Annotated in this window: 17 protein-coding genes; 7 read left to right on the forward strand and 10 right to left on the reverse strand. The window is 35.3% G+C overall.

What is annotated here, in order from left to right; genetic code table 11:
• The first annotated feature begins 4 nt into the window (after positions 1 to 4).
• The 3 genes from ccoG to GJU43_RS11455 are packed head-to-tail and all read left to right on the forward strand — an operon-like array spanning position 5 to position 2,597.
• Positions 5 to 1,423 (forward strand): cytochrome c oxidase accessory protein CcoG, encoded by a 1,419-nt coding sequence (gene ccoG, locus GJU43_RS11445; protein ID WP_154340889.1) that lies wholly within the window; start codon positions 5 to 7, stop codon positions 1,421 to 1,423.
• Positions 1,424 to 1,434: 11 nt separating this feature from the next.
• Positions 1,435 to 1,884, forward strand: coding sequence for a FixH family protein (locus tag GJU43_RS11450; protein WP_154340890.1), 450 nt, complete (start codon positions 1,435 to 1,437; stop codon positions 1,882 to 1,884).
• An 11-nt stretch (positions 1,885 to 1,895) separates the two neighbouring features.
• Positions 1,896 to 2,597 carry a sulfite exporter TauE/SafE family protein gene (locus GJU43_RS11455; RefSeq protein ID WP_154340891.1) on the forward strand — a complete coding sequence of 234 codons (702 nt, stop codon included), beginning with the start codon at positions 1,896 to 1,898 and terminating at the stop codon, positions 2,595 to 2,597.
• A gap of 11 nt (positions 2,598 to 2,608) precedes the next feature.
• Here the strand turns inward: GJU43_RS11455 and hemN are convergent, their stop codons facing one another.
• The 8 genes from hemN to prfB all read right to left on the reverse strand — a co-directional run bounded on the left by hemN (position 2,609) and on the right by prfB (position 10,782).
• The gene (gene hemN / locus GJU43_RS11460) at positions 2,609 to 3,973 is read right to left on the reverse strand and encodes an oxygen-independent coproporphyrinogen III oxidase (RefSeq protein ID WP_154340892.1); all 1,365 of its coding nucleotides are present in this window, start codon (positions 3,971 to 3,973) and stop codon (positions 2,609 to 2,611) included.
• A gap of 126 nt (positions 3,974 to 4,099) precedes the next feature.
• Entirely contained in the window at positions 4,100 to 4,570 is a 471-nt protein-coding gene (locus GJU43_RS11465; RefSeq protein ID WP_154340893.1) for a hypothetical protein, read from the reverse strand.
• A gap of 104 nt (positions 4,571 to 4,674) precedes the next feature.
• Positions 4,675 to 5,022, reverse strand: coding sequence for a hypothetical protein (locus GJU43_RS11470; protein ID WP_154340894.1), 348 nt, complete (start codon positions 5,020 to 5,022; stop codon positions 4,675 to 4,677).
• Between the two features lie 121 nt (positions 5,023 to 5,143).
• On the reverse strand, positions 5,144 to 5,566 hold the full coding sequence (locus GJU43_RS11475) for a DoxX family protein (protein WP_154340895.1): 423 nt from the start codon (positions 5,564 to 5,566) through the stop codon (positions 5,144 to 5,146).
• A 121-nt stretch (positions 5,567 to 5,687) separates the two neighbouring features.
• Positions 5,688 to 7,316 (reverse strand): acyl-CoA carboxylase subunit beta, encoded by a 1,629-nt coding sequence (locus GJU43_RS11480; protein WP_154340896.1) that lies wholly within the window; start codon positions 7,314 to 7,316, stop codon positions 5,688 to 5,690.
• Positions 7,317 to 7,482: 166 nt separating this feature from the next.
• Positions 7,483 to 8,481 (reverse strand): UDP-3-O-(3-hydroxymyristoyl)glucosamine N-acyltransferase, encoded by a 999-nt coding sequence (gene lpxD, locus GJU43_RS11485; protein WP_154340897.1) that lies wholly within the window; start codon positions 8,479 to 8,481, stop codon positions 7,483 to 7,485.
• Between the two features lie 652 nt (positions 8,482 to 9,133).
• Positions 9,134 to 9,580 carry a peptide-methionine (R)-S-oxide reductase MsrB gene (gene msrB / locus GJU43_RS11490; protein WP_154340898.1) on the reverse strand — a complete coding sequence of 149 codons (447 nt, stop codon included), beginning with the start codon at positions 9,578 to 9,580 and terminating at the stop codon, positions 9,134 to 9,136.
• Positions 9,581 to 9,683: 103 nt separating this feature from the next.
• Positions 9,684 to 10,782, reverse strand: a protein-coding gene (prfB, locus tag GJU43_RS11495) for a peptide chain release factor 2 (protein WP_132037926.1) whose coding sequence is annotated in 2 segments (ribosomal slippage) — positions 9,684 to 10,718 and positions 10,720 to 10,782 — 1,098 coding nt in all. Because the reading frame shifts where the segments join, the coding sequence is not laid out codon by codon here.
• A gap of 150 nt (positions 10,783 to 10,932) precedes the next feature.
• Between prfB and GJU43_RS11500 the strand changes: the two genes are divergently transcribed.
• On the forward strand, positions 10,933 to 11,952 hold the full coding sequence (locus GJU43_RS11500) for a low specificity L-threonine aldolase (RefSeq protein ID WP_154340899.1): 1,020 nt from the start codon (positions 10,933 to 10,935) through the stop codon (positions 11,950 to 11,952).
• A gap of 91 nt (positions 11,953 to 12,043) precedes the next feature.
• Here the strand turns inward: GJU43_RS11500 and GJU43_RS11505 are convergent, their stop codons facing one another.
• On the reverse strand, positions 12,044 to 12,364 hold the full coding sequence (locus GJU43_RS11505; protein WP_127337200.1) for a YbaB/EbfC family nucleoid-associated protein: 321 nt from the start codon (positions 12,362 to 12,364) through the stop codon (positions 12,044 to 12,046).
• A gap of 142 nt (positions 12,365 to 12,506) precedes the next feature.
• On the opposite strand from GJU43_RS11505, the gene GJU43_RS11510 reads away from it, so the two are divergent.
• The 3 genes from GJU43_RS11510 (at position 12,507) to GJU43_RS11520 (ending at position 17,546) form a co-directional block, all read left to right on the forward strand.
• On the forward strand, positions 12,507 to 14,567 hold the full coding sequence (locus GJU43_RS11510) for a S9 family peptidase (RefSeq protein WP_154340900.1): 2,061 nt from the start codon (positions 12,507 to 12,509) through the stop codon (positions 14,565 to 14,567).
• A 70-nt stretch (positions 14,568 to 14,637) separates the two neighbouring features.
• Positions 14,638 to 15,678: a PLP-dependent cysteine synthase family protein gene (locus tag GJU43_RS11515; RefSeq protein ID WP_154340901.1), complete on the forward strand. Its 1,041-nt coding sequence runs from the start codon at positions 14,638 to 14,640 to the stop codon at positions 15,676 to 15,678.
• A gap of 959 nt (positions 15,679 to 16,637) precedes the next feature.
• Positions 16,638 to 17,546 carry a LamG domain-containing protein gene (locus GJU43_RS11520; RefSeq protein WP_154340902.1) on the forward strand — a complete coding sequence of 303 codons (909 nt, stop codon included), beginning with the start codon at positions 16,638 to 16,640 and terminating at the stop codon, positions 17,544 to 17,546.
• Between the two features lie 325 nt (positions 17,547 to 17,871).
• On the opposite strand, the gene GJU43_RS11525 is transcribed toward GJU43_RS11520, so the two are convergent.
• Positions 17,872 to 18,585 carry a YebC/PmpR family DNA-binding transcriptional regulator gene (locus GJU43_RS11525; protein WP_007811539.1) on the reverse strand — a complete coding sequence of 238 codons (714 nt, stop codon included), beginning with the start codon at positions 18,583 to 18,585 and terminating at the stop codon, positions 17,872 to 17,874.
• Positions 18,586 to 18,843 lie beyond the last annotated feature (258 nt).

Raw genomic sequence — 18,843 nt, forward strand, 5'->3', positions numbered from 1 at the left:
AATCATGTCAAATTTACCAGACGAAGCATTTAGAGATACCATTGGAACAATTGATGAAGGTGGTAAGCGAAAATTTATTTTTCCCAAAAAACCGTCTGGTAAGTTTTATGAATACAGAAAATGGGTTAGCTATGTATTACTTGCCATTTTAATTGCTAATCCATTTATAAAAGTAAATGGTAATCAGTTTATGATGTTCAACGTTCTCGAACGTCGGTTTAATATTTTTGGTTTCCCGTTTTGGCCTCAGGATTTTTATCTTTTTGTGATATCAATGCTTGTGGGAGTGGTTTTTGTCATCTTGTTTACTGTTGTTTTTGGAAGAATTTTTTGTGGATGGATTTGTCCTCAAACGATCTTTTTGGAAATGGTTTTTCGAAGAATTGAGTATTGGATTGACGGAGATCGTGGTGCACAATTGCGTTTATCCAGACAAAAATGGGACGGTGAAAAAATTCGCAAAAGAGTATTAAAATGGTTTGTGTTTTTTTTAATTTCTTTTGGAATTGCCAATGTATTTCTGGCTTATCTGGTCGGAAGTGATACATTGTTCCTAATGATGGAGCAGGGACCTGTTGTGCAAGCGAGTAATTTTAGTGCACTACTTATTTTTACAGCTGTTTTCTATTTTGTTTTTGTATGGTTTCGGGAGCAGGTTTGTATTATTGCCTGCCCTTATGGTCGTTTACAAGGTGTGCTTTTAGACAATAAATCAATAAATGTTGCCTACGATTTTGTTCGGGGTGAAAAAGAAACCGGTCGTTCAAAATTCAATAAAAAGGAAGACAGAGCTTCAACAGGAAAAGGCGATTGTATAGATTGCCACCAATGTGTTCATGTTTGTCCGATGGGAATTGATATTAGAAACGGAACACAGCTGGAATGTACCAACTGTACTGCTTGTATTGATGAATGTGATGCTATCATGGAAAATATCGGTTTGCCCAAAGGCCTTATCCGATATGCTTCTGAAGATGAAATCGAGAAAAAAGAACCTTTTAAATTCACTGCCAGAATGAAAGGCTATACAGCAGTCTTGCTTATTTTGCTAAGCGTGTTTGTTGGAATGTTGTTTTTAAGAACAGATGTTCAGGCCATTATTTTACGTTTACCGGGACAACTTTTCCAACACAAAGGAGCAAAAATAAGCAATGTGTATACCTATAAGATTGTGAATAAAACAATGAAAGACTACCACGATATTCATTTTGAATTAATAGAACAGAAAGGGGATATTAAAAACGTAGGAAATCAACATTTTAAAGTGCTGAAAGAAGGAATTTCGCAGGGAACACTATTTATAGAAATTGATCAGGCACTTTTAGAAAGTGATAAGACCAAAGTGAAAATTGGAGTTTATAACGGAAATCAGTTGTTGGAAACTTCCACAACAAACTTTTTGGGGCCAAGGAGTTTTAATTAAAATATACTACCATGAAAATTAGCTGGGGAACAGGAATCGTAATCGCTTTTGGATTATTTATGACCTTTATTCTGTATTTTGTTTTTGAAGTGCAATCGAATAGTAAATATGATAACGACCTCGTTGTTGAAGAATATTACAAACATGATTCGCATTTTCAGGATGAAATGACACGAATTCAAAATGCGCACGATCTAAAGGAGAAGCCTTCTCTGGTTTATACGAATGAAGGTTTGAAAATAACATTTCCCAATACATTTTCAAGTGAAAAAATAAAAGGGAATGTATTATTATATCGTCCATCAAACAAAAAATTTGATTTTAATACCTCAATTGCATTGATTGGTAATTCTTTGGTAATTCCTCAGAAAAAATTAATTAAAGGACGTTGGGATGTCAATATGGAATGGCAGTACAATGGGATGAAATATTTGTCTAAGGAAGTCATTTATGTAAATTAATAAACAGCAAAATGTTGTATTCGGCTTTTATATTTGGACTGATTAGTAGTTTTCACTGCATTGGAATGTGTGGGCCAATTGCTATGATGTTACCGGTCGATCGCCAGAACGAGGCAAAAAAAGTAACTCAAATTGTAACCTATCATTTGGGAAGATTAACAGCTTATTCGGCGATTGGATTAATTTTTGGTTTGTTGGGAAGAGTTTTTTTTCTGGCAGGATTACAACAAAAACTTTCCATTTTTATTGGTTTGGCCATGATACTTGTGGTTTTAACCCCGGAAAAGATATTCTCAAAATACAACTTTTCAAAACCCGTGTATAAAATCATTTCAAAAATAAAATCAGGTTTAGGAGCTCATTTTAAAAACAGAAGCTACAAATCACTTTTTATAATTGGCTTGCTAAACGGATTTCTCCCTTGTGGAATGGTTTATGTAGCTTTATTCGGGGCTATAGCAATGCAAAGTGCCGGCTTTGGAGTTTTGTATATGCTTTTGTTCGGATTAGGAACCGTGCCTTTAATGACAATTGTCTTATACATCAATTCTGTAATAAAAGCATCTTTTCGAAATAGGATTCAAAAAGTAATTCCTTATGTAGCTGTGGTCATTGGAGTGCTGTTTATATTAAGAGGTTTAGGATTGGGAATTCCTTATATATCTCCGTCAAATATGAGTTTATTTGTACAGCAGACTCCAAATTGCCATTAAAAATAATTGTATTAAATAGTCATCGAAAACAAATTGGTTTCCGGTGATTTTCTTTTTAAATGCAGATCAAAAGCCATACATACATTACGGACAAAAGGTCTTCCGGCTTCCGTAATTTTGATTTTAGTTTCTTCAATACAAATCAAATTATCCTTTTCCATTTCTTGCAAATTCAGCAAAACGTCCGGAAGTTCATCAAAATAAAGGTTTTCAGTATTCCAGGAGGTCTCAAATTCACAAGTTAAATTTAAGATGTGTTTTCTAATAATCAGATCTTCAGTAGTAAGGATATGGCCTTTCACGACGGGCAATTTATCCCATTCCAGTAATTGATAATAATCTTCGATATTTTTAGTGTTTTGCGCAAAACTGTACCAGCTGTCACTAATAGAAGAAACTCCTAATCCGATCATAAGCTTAGTTTTAGAAGCACTATAACCCATGAAATTTCTATGCAGTTTATTGTTTTGTGAGGCTTTGTATAAACTATCAGAAGTTAAGGCAAAATGATCCATTCCAATTTCGTGATAACCGTTTTTCGAAAGCAATTGTTTGCCAATTTCATACAGTTTTCGTTTTTCGGCATCTTTCGGAAGGTTTTCTTCATTAAAGCCACGTTGGCCGTTTCCTTTTATCCAGGGTACATGAGCATAGCTGTAAAAAGCCAGTCGGTCCGGTTTTAGGGAATTTGTTTTCTCCACGGTATCCACTATATTTTCGATATTCTGAAAAGGCAAACCAAAGATCAGATCGTGACCGATAGAAGTATAGCCAATTTCTTTAGCCCAAAAGGTTACTTTCGCCACATTGTGAAAAGGCTGTATTCTATGAATTGCTTTCTGAACTTTTTCGGCATAATCCTGAACACCAAAACTTACCCTTCGAAAACCCAGCTCATATAATTTTTTAAGCTGTTCATAGGTTGTATTATTTGGATGGCCTTCAAAACTAAATTCATAATGCTCCGCTTTATTAGCAAAGCAAAAAATACCATTTATCAGATGCTCTAAATTATTAGTGGAAAAAAAGGTAGGTGTGCCCCCGCCTAAATGAATTTCTTTTATAAGTGGTCTTTCCGGCAGTAATTTGCAATATAAACTCCATTCTTTTAAAAGGGCTTTTATATAGGTTTCCTCAACTGAATGGTTTTTCGTAATTCGTTTATTGCAGCCACAAAAGGTACACATGCTTTCGCAAAAAGGCAAGTGTATGTACAGACTAATTCCGTTTTCAGAATTGCTTTCTGAAAATGCCTTCTGAAAGGATTCTATCCATTTTTGCTCTGTAAAATTGCTTTCATCCCAATACGGAACTGTTGGATAACTGGTATATCTCGGACCAGGAACGTTGTATTTTTGAGTGAGGGAAATTTTCATAAAAGTGTATTTTGGATTTATCAAAAATACGGAGTAGGACTAAGAGATAAAATGATAATTGTCATATTAGGGCTATAAAAAAAGAGACCCATAATTGGGTCTCCCGGGTGAATTAAATAACTAACATTAAATAGAATCCTGAATGATTTTAAGCCATTTTTTTGCAAACATATGATCTTGATAGGCACTTATTTGTTTGATACGGTCGTCATCGAAATCATAGAAAGGAATTACGATTTTCCTTGAGGTTTCCTTTTCCTGAAATTCAAAATCAATTTTCAGTATGGTATCTGAGTGTGAGTCAGAAGTTAAAACCAGCTTGCAGGATGAAACCGTTTTTAAGTCAACATATATTGATTCCTGTTGATTTGGATTGAAATTCATCAGAATGAACTTTCTGTTTTTCTGATCTATGGTAAGCGTTTTGTTGCTTTGAGATTCTGTTAAATCAAAATCCTGAGGGCGATTTGGATTAAATCTTTTTTTGATATCTAAAATTTTTGCTTTGTTGACTGCACTTGTCCTGGCAGAGAAATATACGGGGATGGCTACTATGATCGCGATCACAATACCAATTATAGTTACACTTGTATCCATTTTTTTTGTATTAATTGAATGAAATGATAAACGGTCTTCGTTTTGAAAACAGTTTAATGATCTGGAAAGAAACGATTCTTCCGATTAAGGATTCAAAAAATCAATTACCAAAAATAATGAAAGGGGAATAGCAGCAGTAATACTTTTTTACTCTGGTTTAAATGTTGATTGGCAAAGTTTGTTACTGATTTTACAGCCTGATGAGCTGGAATAATCATCAATATAGCGTCAAACCATTTTGCTACGACTGTGTAGTTTGTTTTGACATTTGCAGCAAAATGATAACTTGCCTGAGGTTGTATAAACGCTGAAGAATCGGGTATTTCAATAGAGAACGTTGAATCCGTTTTTTGGGTTTCTGTTTTTTCCACAACAATAGTGTTCGCCTGAGAAGCGAAGAAAGCTATAATCAAAAGTGAAACAAAAATAACGGTTTTACGAATCCGGTTCATAGCGGCGAAATTAACGCATAAAACACAATTAAAGAAATTTTACAGGATTAATTAACGCTCAAATGATACTTTATTATCTTATCCTCAATGGTTTTTTGATACTATTGAGGATAAAACAATGTTATTGTTGCATTTTGAAGTAATAATCAGCGGAGTGTTTTCCTCCTCCGTAAAACAAAAAGAAAACACAGACCAGCAATACTATTACTGCCAGGATTAAGCTTTCAGAGTGCATGTGTCCTAAAGAGTTGACCAAAACAGCTCCAAATAATATTGGTAATTGTGCTGCTATTGCCCAGCGCGTAAGTAATCCGAAGAAAATCATAATTCCTCCAATCATGTGGGCCGGCGCAATGTAATGCAAGAGGAACATTCCGCCTCCGAATTGGTCTATCGGAGAAATTAAATCATGCAGATACTGAACGTTGGTTACAAATGAAATTCCTTTCATAAATAAAAAAACACCCAATACAATACGTACTAAATCAACTGGTAAATAAGTGTGCGCATTTGCCCATTTATTTAAGCTTTTTACATTTTCCATGATACTACGTGATTAAAAATTACAGACTAAGTTACTAATTTTTAATCATATATTTATTTTTAAGTACCTGAAAATAAGTTTTTTACTTTTTATTTAACGCATTTTAAGAATGCCTTAAAAGTTATACCTGGATTACGCCCAGGTTAAATGGTTTTTGAATAGGAGCATGGTTGGCTGCTTCTATACCCATAGAAATCCAGGTTCTGGTGTCTAACGGATCAATGATGGCATCTGTCCATAATCTTGAAGCTGCGTAATATGGAGAAGTCTGCTCATCGTAGCGTGCTTTTATTTTTGCAAATAATTCTGCTTCTTTGGCTTCATCTACGATTTCACCTTTTGCTTTAAGCGAAGAAGCTTCAATCTGAGCCAGTACTTTTGCAGCCTGAGTTCCTCCCATAACAGCAAGTTCTGCACTTGGCCAGGCGAAAATTAATCGCGGATCATATGCTTTTCCGCACATTGCATAATTTCCGGCTCCATAAGAGTTACCCACAATTACGGTGAATTTAGGCACTACCGAGTTGCTTACCGCATTTACCATTTTAGCACCATCTTTGATAATTCCGCCATGTTCTGATTTTGATCCGACCATAAAACCGGTAACATCCTGTAAAAAAACGAGCGGAATTTTCTTTTGGTTGCAATTCGCAATAAAACGGGTGGCTTTATCGGCACTATCCGAATAGATAACACCGCCAAATTGCATTTCGCCCTTTTTGGTTTTCACTACTTTTCTTTGGTTGGCTACTATACCTACAGCCCAGCCATCAATCCTGGCATAACCGGTAATGAGTGATTGCCCGTATCCTTCTTTATAGGCTTCAAATTCAGAATTGTCAACCAGACGATTGATGATTTCCATCATGTCGTACTGCTCGTTTCTGGCCTTTGGTAAAATTCCGTAAATATCCTTTGGGTCCAAAGCAGGTTTTTCGGCTTTGATTCTGCTGTAACCGGCTTTATCGAAATCGCCTATTTTATCTACGATGTTTTTTATTTTATCTAAAGCATCTGCATCATCTTTTGCCTTATAATCGGTGACACCCGAAATTTCGCAATGCGTTGTTGCACCGCCTAAAGTTTCATTATCAATTGTTTCCCCAATGGCTGCTTTTACCAGATAGCTTCCGGCAAGAAAGATACTTCCGGTTTTGTCAACGATTAAGGCTTCATCGCTCATAATTGGCAGATAGGCTCCGCCGGCAACACAACTGCCCATTACAGCAGCTATTTGGGTGATTCCCATACTGCTCATTTGAGCATTGTTTCTAAAAATACGCCCGAAATGTTCTTTGTCCGGGAAAATCTCATCCTGAAGCGGCAGATAAACTCCTGCACTGTCTACTAAATAGATAATCGGCAATCTGTTTTCCATTGCTATTTCCTGGGCACGCAGGTTTTTCTTTCCCGTGATAGGAAACCATGCTCCGGCTTTTACAGTAGCGTCATTAGCTACAACAATGCATTGTTTTCCTTTAATATATCCTATTTTTATAACAACTCCTCCGGAAGGACATCCACCGTGCTCGGCATACATTCCATCTCCGACAAATCCTCCAATTTCGATACTTTTGGCGTTATCGTCCAATAAATAATCAATGCGTTCGCGGGCAGTCATTTTACCCTCTGCATGAAGTTTTGCAATTCGTTTTTCGCCTCCGCCTAATTTGACTTTAGCAAATCTTTGTTTTAAATCTGAAAGTAATAGTTTATTGTGATCTTCGTTTTTATTGAAGTTTAAATCCATAAGATATTGATGTTTTTACAAAATAGTGTGTGCTAATTTACAAAATCAATTGAAATAAATATAATAAACTGAATTGTTTACAATTGAAATTTTGCCGGTTTTTAAAATTTGGGGCAAAAAAAAACAGAAGCGAACTTCTGTTTGGTATGTTTTTCAGGTATTTGAATTATTTTTTAGAATCGCAAACCATTCTTTTTAGTATGGCCCATTGTTTTAAGGCATCACGAGCTTCTACAGCAGGATATCCCAACATGGTTTTTCCGGCAGGAATATCTCCAACCACTCCTGATCCGGCACCAACAATGGCTCCGTCACCTATAGTCGTATGATCTTTGATAGAGGCACTGCCGCCAATTATTACCCCGTTTCCAAGAGTTACAGAACCAGCAAGACCACTGTTTCCTGCCATGATACAAAATTTACCTAATTTACTGTTATGTCCGATCTGAACTAAATTATCAATTTTACAGCCATCTCCAAGAATGGTAGAACTGAATTTTCCGCGGTCAACGCAAGTGTTTGCACCAATTTCAACTCCGTTTCCTATGATTACATTTCCGATTTGTGGAATTTTTACCAGACCTTTTTCACTACATGGACGGAATCCGAAGCCATCTGCACCGATTGTTGCATTTGGATGGATAATACAATCGTTTCCAATATGACAACGCTCACGAATTACTGCTCCTGACCAAATTACTGTATTTTTGCCAATAGTACATTCGTCTAAAATAGTAACGTTTGGATAAATAGTAACATTTGCTGCAATTTCTACTTTTGGTCCGATATAACATCCGGCACCAATTCTGCTTCCTTCACCAATAATAGCTGTTTCGTCTATAACCGCAGTTCTGTGAATCTCATTGTGAAATATTGGAGTGGGTGGGGCGAAAAGAGCAAGAATCTGTGACATCGCAAGATCGGCGTTCTTTACTTTAATAAAAGCACGATTATCGCCCGGTTCAATTGAAATATCTTCGTTCACAACTGCTATTGAAGCTTTTGATGCTTCCCATAATTTTTCGTATTTTTTATTTCCTATAAAAGAAATTTCAGAAGTTGTCGCTTTTTCTAATTGCTCAGTTGCTGTTACGCTTTGAGATGTAGTGCCATAAATTACACCTTGAATTACTTCGTTAATCTCTTGAATTGAATAGGATTTCATAGAATAAATTAATTGATTATGGGGGTTAATTTTCGCCAAATAAAATCAATTAGATTTGAATTACCTAATCTTATTTTGAACTTTTTTATTGTACTCTTTAAATAATAGTTTAAATATTACAAATTTAACATAATAACTACTAAATTTTTGACTCTTATGTAATTTATTGAATGCCAATATTTTTGAATTTGACGTAAGTTTATATTCACTGCCTAAAGTTTTATTGGAGTAAAAGGATTTAGAATAAGTTCTTACTAGTTGATTATCATGATTGTATCTTTAAAATTTTTAGAGCTTTGTGATACCTCAGACGTGTTAGTTGTTTGTTTTTTATAAAATATCGTAAAAAGTAAAAAATATTGATTTCGGATTTTAATTAAAAAAATAAAATTGGAGCAGTTTCTTATAATCCTTTGATTGTAAGGAGCCAACAAAAAATAGTGGCCTAAGTACTTTTTTTTAACAGCAGCAAATTTATTTTAAAAATAGTAGTATTAATAGGATAATTAAAAAAACAACTATTCTGTTTTTAAATCAATGGCAGGAAGATTGGTAACTGAAAATTGCTGATAGATTTCTAAGGATAGCATTACAACGAAAAAAGCGATTCACTTTGTAAAAGGAATCGCTTTTCAGAATTTTAAATTTATAATTACTCTTTAATTTTAGAAAGAGAAATTGCATTGATACAATAACGCAATCCACTTGGTTCAGGACCATCAGGGAAAACGTGACCTAAATGTGCATCACAGCTATTGCATGTTACTTCAACACGAATCATTCCGTATGATTTGTCTGCATGATAGCCAATTGCATTTTCTTTGATTGGCTGCGTAAATGATGGCCAGCCTGTTCCTGACTCAAATTTTTCACTGGCATCAAAAAGTAAAGTACCACAGCATTTACATTCGTAGATTCCGGGATCGAATAAACTGCATAATTCAGAACTAAACGACCTTTCGGTTCCTTTTAAGCGGGTTACCTGATATTCTTCAGGAGTTAAAAGCTGTTTCCATTCTTCTTCCGTTTTCTCCACTTTTTTTTCAGGAGCGGGATTTCCCTTATTTGTAAAACGAATTACATCTGCCCATTTTATCATAACTTTATTTTTAGTTTCAAGTTTCAAGTTTGAGGTTTCAGGTCTCAGTTTACGCTTATGGCACTGCGACTGATCCCGATAGCTATCGGGAGCTACTGCACGATTATTCCTCCTCTCTCTGTCCCATCATCATTAAAAATGCTTTCAGGAAAGGATCGATATTTCCGTTCATAACGCCATCAACATCGCTGGTTTCATATCCTGTACGGACATCTTTTACCAATTTATAAGGCTGCATAACATAATTTCGTATTTGCGAACCCCATTCAATTTTCATTTTTCCGGCTTCAATATCTGCGCGTTGGGCCTGTTGTTTTTTTAGCTCAATTTCATATAACTGCGAACGTAACATTTGCATGGCACGTTGTCTGTTATCTTGTTGTGAGCGGGTTTCAGAACATTGAATCTGAATTCCGGTTGGTTTATGAACCAATTGTACCTTGGTTTCAACCTTATTTACATTTTGTCCTCCGGCACCACTGGAACGCGAAGTTGTAATTTCGATATCGGCAGGATTGATGTCAATTTCAATACTGTCGTCAACAAGCGGGTAGACATAAACAGATGCAAATGAAGTATGACGCTTGGCGTTACTGTCAAAAGGCGAGATTCTCACCAGACGGTGCACACCATTTTCTCCTTTTAGGTATCCAAAAGAATAATCGCCTTCAAACTCTAAAGTAACGGTTTTGATACCTGCTACCTCGCCAGCCTGAAAGTTAAGTTCTTTTATTTTGAATCCGTAGCTTTCTCCCCACATCATATACATACGCATCAGCATTCCGGCCCAGTCGCAACTTTCAGTTCCGCCTGCACCAGCCGTAATCTGAACAACAGCACTAAGACTATCGCCTTCGTCAGAAAGCATATTCTTGAATTCGATGTTTTCGATATGCGTTTGCGTATTGCTATAGTGCTCGTCTAACTCTTCGGCAGAAAGTTCCCCTTCTTTGTAAAAATCATAAGCGAGCTGCAATTCATCTGTCAGCTCGATGGCTTTGTTGTAATCTTCGATCCATTTTTTCTTGTTTCGAAGGTTCTTTACAATGATTTCAGCTTCTTTGGCATTGTTCCAAAAGTCAGGAGCGAAGGTTTTTTCTTCTTCGTTGGCAATTTCGATTAGTTTGGCATCAACGTCAAAGATACCTCCTCAACGCACCAAGGCGCTCCACAATACCTTTTATTTGTTCGGTAGTTGTCATAAATTAATATTAGTTTTATATTTTTTTTATAAATATTACGTTAATTTGGTTCTGGGATATTCACACGTTAAAGTTTATTAAAACTTATCTCGAATAACTATCAGTAATACGTAATTTTGTTGTACAAAAATAAGACATAGTTTTTAGAATATGGAAATAAATTTAATTAGCGATACCATTACCAAACCTACACTCGAAATGTTGCAGTATATGTTTAACGCCCAGGTTGGCGATGATGTATATAAACAGGACCCTACAGTCATTGAGCTTGAAAACAGAGTAGCAGAATTTTTTGGAATGGAAGCCGGACTTTTTTTTCCGTCGGGAACTATGGCGAATCAGACCGCAATCAAATTACATACACAGCCCGGAGAGCAATTAATTGCCGACAAATACGCACATGTTTACAATTATGAAGGTGGCGGAGTGTCTTTCAACAGCGGCGTTTCCTGTTGCCTGATCGATGGACACCGTGGAATGATAAATGCGGCCCAGGTGGCTGCGGCGATCAATGATCCGGAATCGTATCATAGTCCGTTAACGACTCTGGTTTGTGTGGAAAACACCACTAATAAAGGCGGTGGTGCCTGTTATGACTTAGAAGATTTAAGAGAAATAAAAAAAGTCTGTGATGCCAATCATCTGAAATTTCATCTTGATGGCGCGAGAATCTGGAATGCATTAGTGGCAAAAAGACAAAACCCGAAAGAATTCGGAGCTATTTTCGATACCATTTCGGTTTGTTTGTCTAAAGGTTTAGGAGCTCCAATAGGTTCTGTTTTGTTAGGAACCAAAGCAGATATTCATAGAGCGTTAAGAATCAGGAAAATACTTGGAGGAGGAATGCGTCAGGTGGGCTATATGGCTGCAGCAGGCTTATACGCTCTGGCTCATAATATCGAAAGACTGGCCGAAGATCATAGAAGGGCGAAAGAAATTGCCGCAATTCTAAGTACAAAATCCTGGGTGTCGGCCGTAGAACCTGTTGAAACCAATATTTTGATCTTTTCGTTGGCAGAAGGTTACAGCGATCAGCTTTTAATTGAAAAATTAAAACTGAAAAATATACTGATCAGTTCAATGGGGCATAATAAGCTCAGAATTGTAACACATTTAGATTACAAAGAAGTCATGCATACTTATGTGCTGGAGACATTTTCAAAGATTTAAAAAAAGGTTCTAAGAATTAAGGTTCTAAGCTGCTAAGTTTTTTTTCAATAGAGGAAACTTAGCAGCTTAGAACCTTTTTTGTCTTAGAAGCTTATTTAAAAAGATTATCCATTCCCGGAATCATTGGCATATCCATTTTTGCAACGGCATCAAGTTCTTTTTCGTTTACGCTTGTTGCTTTTTCAATCGCTTTATTTAAGGTTACGATTAAGTAATCTTCCAATTGTTCTTTGTCTTCCAGTAAAGAGTCATCAATCGAGATGGCTGTTACTTTTCTATTAGCGGTTAATGTTACTTTCAATAATCCATCAGCGCTTTGTTCATCGATTAAGACAGTATCAAGGCGTTTTTTTGTATCTTCAATTTTTTGTTGGGTTTCTTTAAGTTTACCCATCATTCCCATTAAATCCATTTTTGTTGATTTTAAATTATTTCATACAAAATTAGTATATTGCTGTATCAAATCAATATAATATTTTATGAAAATATTAATTCTGTTCTATTGTGTTTATAGTATTTTTGCTCCTTCTTATATAAAAACTAATGCTTAATCCATGCCAAACGATATAATTGCCCCAAAGGCCAATAAAATTCCTAAAAATTTAAAGAAACATAAAGAAATCCGAATCGATAATTATTTCTGGCTGAATGATAGGGAAAACCCTGAAGTTATTGATTATCTGAACCAGGAAAATGCTTATTACGAAAGTATGACAGCACATACAAAGGATCTTCAGAATGCTTTGTATGAAGAAATGAAAGGAAGAATTAAAGAGGATGATGCTTCTGTCCCTTATTTTTATAATGGCTATTATTATATCACACGTTTCGAAACCGGACAGGATTATCCAATTTTTTCAAGAAAAAAAGGAAGTCTTTCTGCTGCAGAAGAAATTTTATTCAACTGTAATGAATTAGCGAAAGGTCATGCCTACTTTAAACTGGGAGGTTTAAGCATCAGTCCGGATAATAAATTCGCAAGTTTCGGTGTTGATATTGTCGGAAGAAGAATTTACACGATCCAGATTAAGAATCTGGAAACAGGAAAAATCCTCGAAGATAAAATCGAAAATGCTACAGGAGGATCTGTGTGGGCAAATGACAATCATACGATTTTTTATACCAAACAGGATGAAGTTACTTTGAGAGCCGATAAGGTTTTCAGACACAAATTAAATACCGATTCAAAAGAAGATGTGTTGGTTTATAATGAGACCGACGACACTTTTAATGTTTCTGTCAGCAAAGAAAAATCAAGAAAATATATTGTAATAGGTTCGGGAAGCACTTTGACAACTGAATACAGAATTCTGAACTCAGATAATCCGGATGGGAAATTTGAAGTATTTCAGCCCCGTGTACGAGGCTTAGAGTACAGTATTTCGCATTATGAGGACTCTTTTTATATTTTAACCAATAAAGACAAGGCGACGAACTTTAAGTTGATGAAAACGCCTGAAAATAAGACGGCAAAGAAGCATTGGGTAGATCTTATTCCGCACCGTGAGGATGTTTTGCTGGAAGATATCGAAATTTTCAGAAACTACTTAGTGGTAGAAGAGCGTTCAAACGGATTAAATCATATTCGTATTATGCCCTGGAATGGGGAACCTGATTATTATTTGCCATTTGGAAGCGAAACTTATAATGCGTACACCACAACAAATATAGATTTTGATACCGATATTTTGCGTTACAGCTATCAATCGCTGGGAACGCCTTCTTCTGTTATTGATTTTAATATGAAAACTAAAACCAAAGAAATCTTAAAAGAACAAGAGGTTTTAGGAGGGAAATTTGATAAAGAAAATTACGTTGAGGAGCGTATTTGGGCGACTGCCAGAGACGGGGTAAAAATCCCGATCTCAATGATTTACAGAAAAGGCCTTGAGAAAAACGGAAAAAATCCATTGTTGCTTTATGCGTATGGTTCTTACGGAATCACAATGGATGCTTATTTTTCGTCAACCAGACTTTCTTTGTTAGATCGCGGATTTGTTTTCGCAATTGCCCATATCAGGGGAGGAGAAGACTTAGGAAGACAATGGTATGAAGATGGCAAACTGTTAAAAAAGAAAAATACCTTTACAGATTTCATCGATTGCTCTAAATTTGTAATTAACGAAAAGTTTACTTCTTCTAAACATTTGTATGCAGAAGGAGGGTCAGCAGGAGGATTATTGATGGGAGTGATCATAAATGAAGCCCCGGAATTATATAACGGAGTTATTGCCCAGGTACCTTTTGTGGATGTCATTACAACAATGCTTGACGACAGTATTCCGTTAACAACAGGAGAATATGATGAATGGGGTAATCCAAACAATAAAAAATATTATGATTATATGTTATCCTATTCACCTTATGACAATGTACAGCCACAACATTATCCAAATATGTACGTTTCTACAGGATTGCACGATTCACAAGTGCAATATTGGGAACCAGCCAAGTGGGTAGCCAAACTGAGAGAGCTGAAAACAAATGATAATCTTTTGTTTTTAGACACCAATATGGACGCCGGACATGGTGGTGCTTCAGGAAGATTTGAAGCACTGAAAGACTTAGCAAAAGAATTTAGTTTTTTATTAGATTTAGAAAAAATTAAAAGCTAATTAGAAATTTTTTGTTAAATTTGCAACCTATCGAGGTTATTTAAAAATACCTTTGATTAACTATTTTTTTATGAAAGAAGAAATAAACGCTTATAATAATGTTTTAGAGTTAATAGGTAACACCCCACTTATTAAGCTAAATAAAATCACCGAAGAGTTAGAAGGAAATTTCTACGCAAAGGTAGAAGCTTTTAATCCGGGACATTCCTCAAAAGATAGAATAGCGTTATATATTATTGAAGAAGCCGAGAAAAAAGGAATTCTTTCTCCAGGAGACACCATAATCGAAACCACATCTGGAAATACAGGATTTAGCTTAGCAATGGTAAGCATTATAAAAGGTTACAACTGTATTTTAGCGGTAAGTTCAAAATCATCGAAAGATAAGATTGACATGCTAAGAAGTTTAGGTGCTAAAGTATATGTCTGTCCGGCGCACGTTTCAGCAGATGATGAAAGATCTTACTATAATGTCGCTAAACGATTACATGAAGAAACTAAAGGTTCGGTTTACATTAATCAATATTTTAATCAGTTAAATATTGATGCGCACTACAACACTACTGGTCCTGAGATCTGGGAACAGACAAAAGGGCAAATAACACATCTTGTTGCCTGCAGCGGAACCGGAGGAACTATCTCCGGAACAGCAAAATTCCTAAAAGAACAAAATCCAAATATTAGAATCCTGGGTGTCGATGCTTTCGGATCCGTATTGAAAAAATACCACGAAACAAGAGAGTTTGACAACAAAGAAATTTATCCTTATCGTATTGAAGGTTTAGGAAAAAACCTGATCCCGTCTGCTACAGATTTCGATATTATTGATAAATTCATTAAGGTAACAGACGAAGAGAGTGCACACTCTGCAAGAGAAATTACCAGAAAAGAAGGTTTATTTGTGGGTTATACTTCAGGTGCAGTAATGCAGGCTATTAAGCAATACGCAGAAGAAGGTGAATTTACTAAAGACAGTAATATTATCGCTATTTTTCCTGATCACGGTTCCCGTTACATGAGTAAAGTATTCAGCGATGACTGGATGAATGAACAAGGCTTCTTTGACAGCGTCAATGAAGAAGAAGTTCAAAAGATTGAATTTGTAAAATAGTTTTTTAAAAACTTATAGATACCAAACTCCATTCGCAGCAGCGGATGGAGTTTTTTTTTGGATTATACTTAAATCAAATATTTTAAACGTGCTTTTTAGATGTTAATGCTTTAGTTTAAAATGATAATAGCGTATTTATACGTAAAATTTTGTTGTTTTGTTTGAAGTAAATGTATTGTTTTGATAAAAATAACTAAAGTGTAAATGATTATAATTGAATGCTTTAAGTTGTCAATTTTGGTTATTTGAACGATTTTTCAGGTTAGTTAACGGAAAAATTTCTGCCTAAATACATTATAATTTAATTTGGTAAAATGCAATACGTATTAAGGCTGCTGTAAAAGCTTCAAAATCTAAAGCAGCTGCAAGAACTTCTGCAACGGCACATTTTCGCAAGGGCAAAAAGTAGCCGGACATAAAGGGAATGGCATGAATATTAATGATTTGCCGGAAGGAACCTATTTGTTGAAAATAACAAATGTTGTCTCGAAAAAGATTACTTCAAAATAAAATATAAGTTTTGATTAGTATAGATTAGTTAGTTTTTTATGTTGTTTTAAGGATTGATTTTGAATAGTGAAAAAAAGCCTCCTGAATTGTAGCCTCAGAAGGCTTTTTGATTTTTAGGGATTATTGATATTTAAAACAAAAGGTAAGTTGTGATCCTCCAAACCAGCAGAAGGATGGGTTTTGGGTCTGTATTTTTTATAATTAGCTGATATTGGTGTTTTTGTAGTGTTAATATTTTTTATTTATGTGAGAATACTGTATGTATATATAAGAAATATTTGGTGATATTGAATTTAATTTATAGTTTTAACAGATTTTTAAAAATTATCAATAAATCTAATTATTATTTTAAAATTATCAATTTTGATTATTATTTTGAGCTCGTTACAGGATAAAATTTGCTCCAAGTAGTAGTATGAGTTAAAAACAGGCCCCTAAAATTTATATATATGAAAAAATTATTACTCACTTTAATGTTGGTAAATTTTTTAAATACGAGTGCACAAAATCCTGTTCAGGAATTTACTTTCAATGGGAATTTAAATAATGCAGATAATACAATTTCCTTTTTGGGAACCGCTGCTTTCGTAGCGGACAGAATGGGAGCAGCCAAATCAGCTCTCCGGCTTACCAACAAAGCTTTTCAGGCTGTAGTAGGTGATCTTCCACAAGGCAATAAACCACGATCCTTGTCAATTTGGGTAAAATTTAATGCCATCACTGCACCAAATTACATTTTTGGGTATGGTGGCGCAGTAAATGCCCAGTATTTTGGATTATTGCAACAAGCGGCTTCCAATGGAAATTCAGATTTAAGCCTGGCGGGCTGGGGAGCCGGAAATGATGTTATTGTTTCGGTACCGCTTTTAAAAGAGGTCTGGTATCAATACACTATTACGTATGATGGCAATACTTCAAAAATTTACCGAAATGGTGAATTATTAAAATCAGCAGATGGAATTCCACGCTTGACAAAAGGCTATATTCTGAATCTGGGAAAATTAAACGCGACGACTGCTATAAACGCCGATATCGATGATCTCCGGTTGTATAGCGTAGCCATGACAGATGAGCAGGTTATGGAATCTTACAATAGCTCGAAACCAACTGCTTCGGCTGTAACAGAAAGTATTCCTGCTTCAAATACAGTAAAAAAAGCAGCTCCTGTCACTGTAAAAGCTGTAACTCCGGTAAAAACGCCTGCAACTGTAATTTCAGCTGAGGCAAATAGCGGTGCTAAAAATGTTGAGGTATTTTCACAGGGAAAAAAGATAATGGGTACGAATGCTACAAATATTGGCGATTTACCTGAAGGAACCTATTTGTTGAAGGTGACCAATACACCCTTAAAAAAATAACTCCAAAGTAAAAACAAGTCTTTAGGTTTATAGAACCAATTGGATTTTGTAATAGTTAAAAAGCCTTCTGATGAAAACGTCAGAAGGCTTTTTAATCTTATAATTTTTTAGCTAATTACGCTAAGTACTACAAATAGTATTACCAGAATGATTACAGCGAATTTCGTGTATTTTGATGTTTTCATTGGATCGTTTTTTTTAACTTAAAGAATTTTGACTGCTGCAAATATAATAGTTAATCTGGTTTTTCATAATTAAAAGTAAAACAATGTAAAACAAAAAAAGCCCTGAAATTTCAGAGCTTTTATCTTTATGCAGGTATACTTTATTCTTCTTTCATCGTATGATAAACGTTCATGACGTCATCATCTTCTTCAATTTTTTCGATTAATTTCTCTACATCGGCAATCTGAGCTTCAGTAAGTTCTTTGGTAATTTGAGGAATACGTTCAAAACCGGAAGATAAAATTTCAAGACCTCTGTTTTCCAGTTCTTTTTGTAAAGCTCCAAAGCTTCCAAAAGGAGCATAGATCAAGATTCCGTCTTCGTCTTCAAACACTTCTTCTGCACCAAAATCAATTAATTCCAATTCTAATTCTTCAGGATCAAGATTCCCTTTTGCAATTCGGAAATTACATGTATGGTCGAACATAAACTCCACAGACCCCTGAGTTCCCATCGTTCCGTTGCATTTATTAAAATAGCTGCGGATGTTGGCAACGGTTCTGTTATTGTTATCTGATGCTGTTTCAATCAAAATGGCAATTCCGTGAGGAGCGTATCCTTCAAACAAAATTTCCTTATAGTTGGCAGTATCTTTATTACTGGCATTTTTTATAGCGCGCTCAACATTATCTTTAGGCATGTTGGCCGCTTTGGCATTTTGTATTACAGCTCTTAATCTGGAATTGGCATCAGGGTTAGGTCCGCCTTCTTTAACGGCCATAACGATATCTTTACCAATTCGGGTAAATGTTTTGGCCATTGCAGACCAACGTTTCATTTTTCTTCCTTTTCTAAATTCGAACGCTCTTCCCATTGCTGATTTTTTATTTTGTGATGCAAAAATACGGTTATTCCTTATTTTTCCAAAATCAAAGCTATTCTTTTTTAGGGTTAGTTGGAAGTTAAAGGTTAAAAAGTTTCAAGTTTCAGGTTTCAGGTTTTGCCTGAAACAATAAAACAAAAAATCCATTCGTGAAACGAATGGATTTTTTAGGAAGAATCTAAGAATCTAAGAATCTAAGAATCTAAGAATCTAAGAATCTAAGAATCTAAGAATCTAAGAATCTAAGAA

Origin of the sequence: Flavobacterium sp. LC2016-23, from assembly GCF_009674775.1 — a bacterium.
Classification (GTDB): domain Bacteria; phylum Bacteroidota; class Bacteroidia; order Flavobacteriales; family Flavobacteriaceae; genus Flavobacterium.

What these genes read in the sequence shown, in the direction of transcription:
- GJU43_RS11515 (WP_154340901.1), top strand. Translation starts at nt 14,638, where the DNA reads ATGAAAGAAGAAATAAACGCTTATAATAATGTTTTAGAGTTAATAGGT.
- GJU43_RS11525 (WP_007811539.1), bottom strand. Translation starts at nt 18,585, where the DNA reads ATGGGAAGAGCGTTCGAATTTAGAAAAGGAAGAAAAATGAAACGTTGG.
- hemN (WP_154340892.1), bottom strand. Translation starts at nt 3,973, where the DNA reads ATGAAAATTTCCCTCACTCAAAAATACAACGTTCCTGGTCCGAGATAT.
- GJU43_RS11500 (WP_154340899.1), top strand. Translation starts at nt 10,933, where the DNA reads ATGGAAATAAATTTAATTAGCGATACCATTACCAAACCTACACTCGAA.
- ccoG (WP_154340889.1), top strand. Translation starts at nt 5, where the DNA reads ATGTCAAATTTACCAGACGAAGCATTTAGAGATACCATTGGAACAATT.
- GJU43_RS11470 (WP_154340894.1), bottom strand. Translation starts at nt 5,022, where the DNA reads ATGAACCGGATTCGTAAAACCGTTATTTTTGTTTCACTTTTGATTATA.
- GJU43_RS11480 (WP_154340896.1), bottom strand. Translation starts at nt 7,316, where the DNA reads ATGGATTTAAACTTCAATAAAAACGAAGATCACAATAAACTATTACTT.
- GJU43_RS11465 (WP_154340893.1), bottom strand. Translation starts at nt 4,570, where the DNA reads ATGGATACAAGTGTAACTATAATTGGTATTGTGATCGCGATCATAGTA.
- GJU43_RS11510 (WP_154340900.1), top strand. Translation starts at nt 12,507, where the DNA reads ATGCCAAACGATATAATTGCCCCAAAGGCCAATAAAATTCCTAAAAAT.
- GJU43_RS11520 (WP_154340902.1), top strand. Translation starts at nt 16,638, where the DNA reads ATGAAAAAATTATTACTCACTTTAATGTTGGTAAATTTTTTAAATACG.
- GJU43_RS11455 (WP_154340891.1), top strand. Translation starts at nt 1,896, where the DNA reads ATGTTGTATTCGGCTTTTATATTTGGACTGATTAGTAGTTTTCACTGC.
- GJU43_RS11450 (WP_154340890.1), top strand. Translation starts at nt 1,435, where the DNA reads ATGAAAATTAGCTGGGGAACAGGAATCGTAATCGCTTTTGGATTATTT.
- lpxD (WP_154340897.1), bottom strand. Translation starts at nt 8,481, where the DNA reads ATGAAATCCTATTCAATTCAAGAGATTAACGAAGTAATTCAAGGTGTA.
- GJU43_RS11475 (WP_154340895.1), bottom strand. Translation starts at nt 5,566, where the DNA reads ATGGAAAATGTAAAAAGCTTAAATAAATGGGCAAATGCGCACACTTAT.
- GJU43_RS11505 (WP_127337200.1), bottom strand. Translation starts at nt 12,364, where the DNA reads ATGGATTTAATGGGAATGATGGGTAAACTTAAAGAAACCCAACAAAAA.
- msrB (WP_154340898.1), bottom strand. Translation starts at nt 9,580, where the DNA reads ATGATAAAATGGGCAGATGTAATTCGTTTTACAAATAAGGGAAATCCC.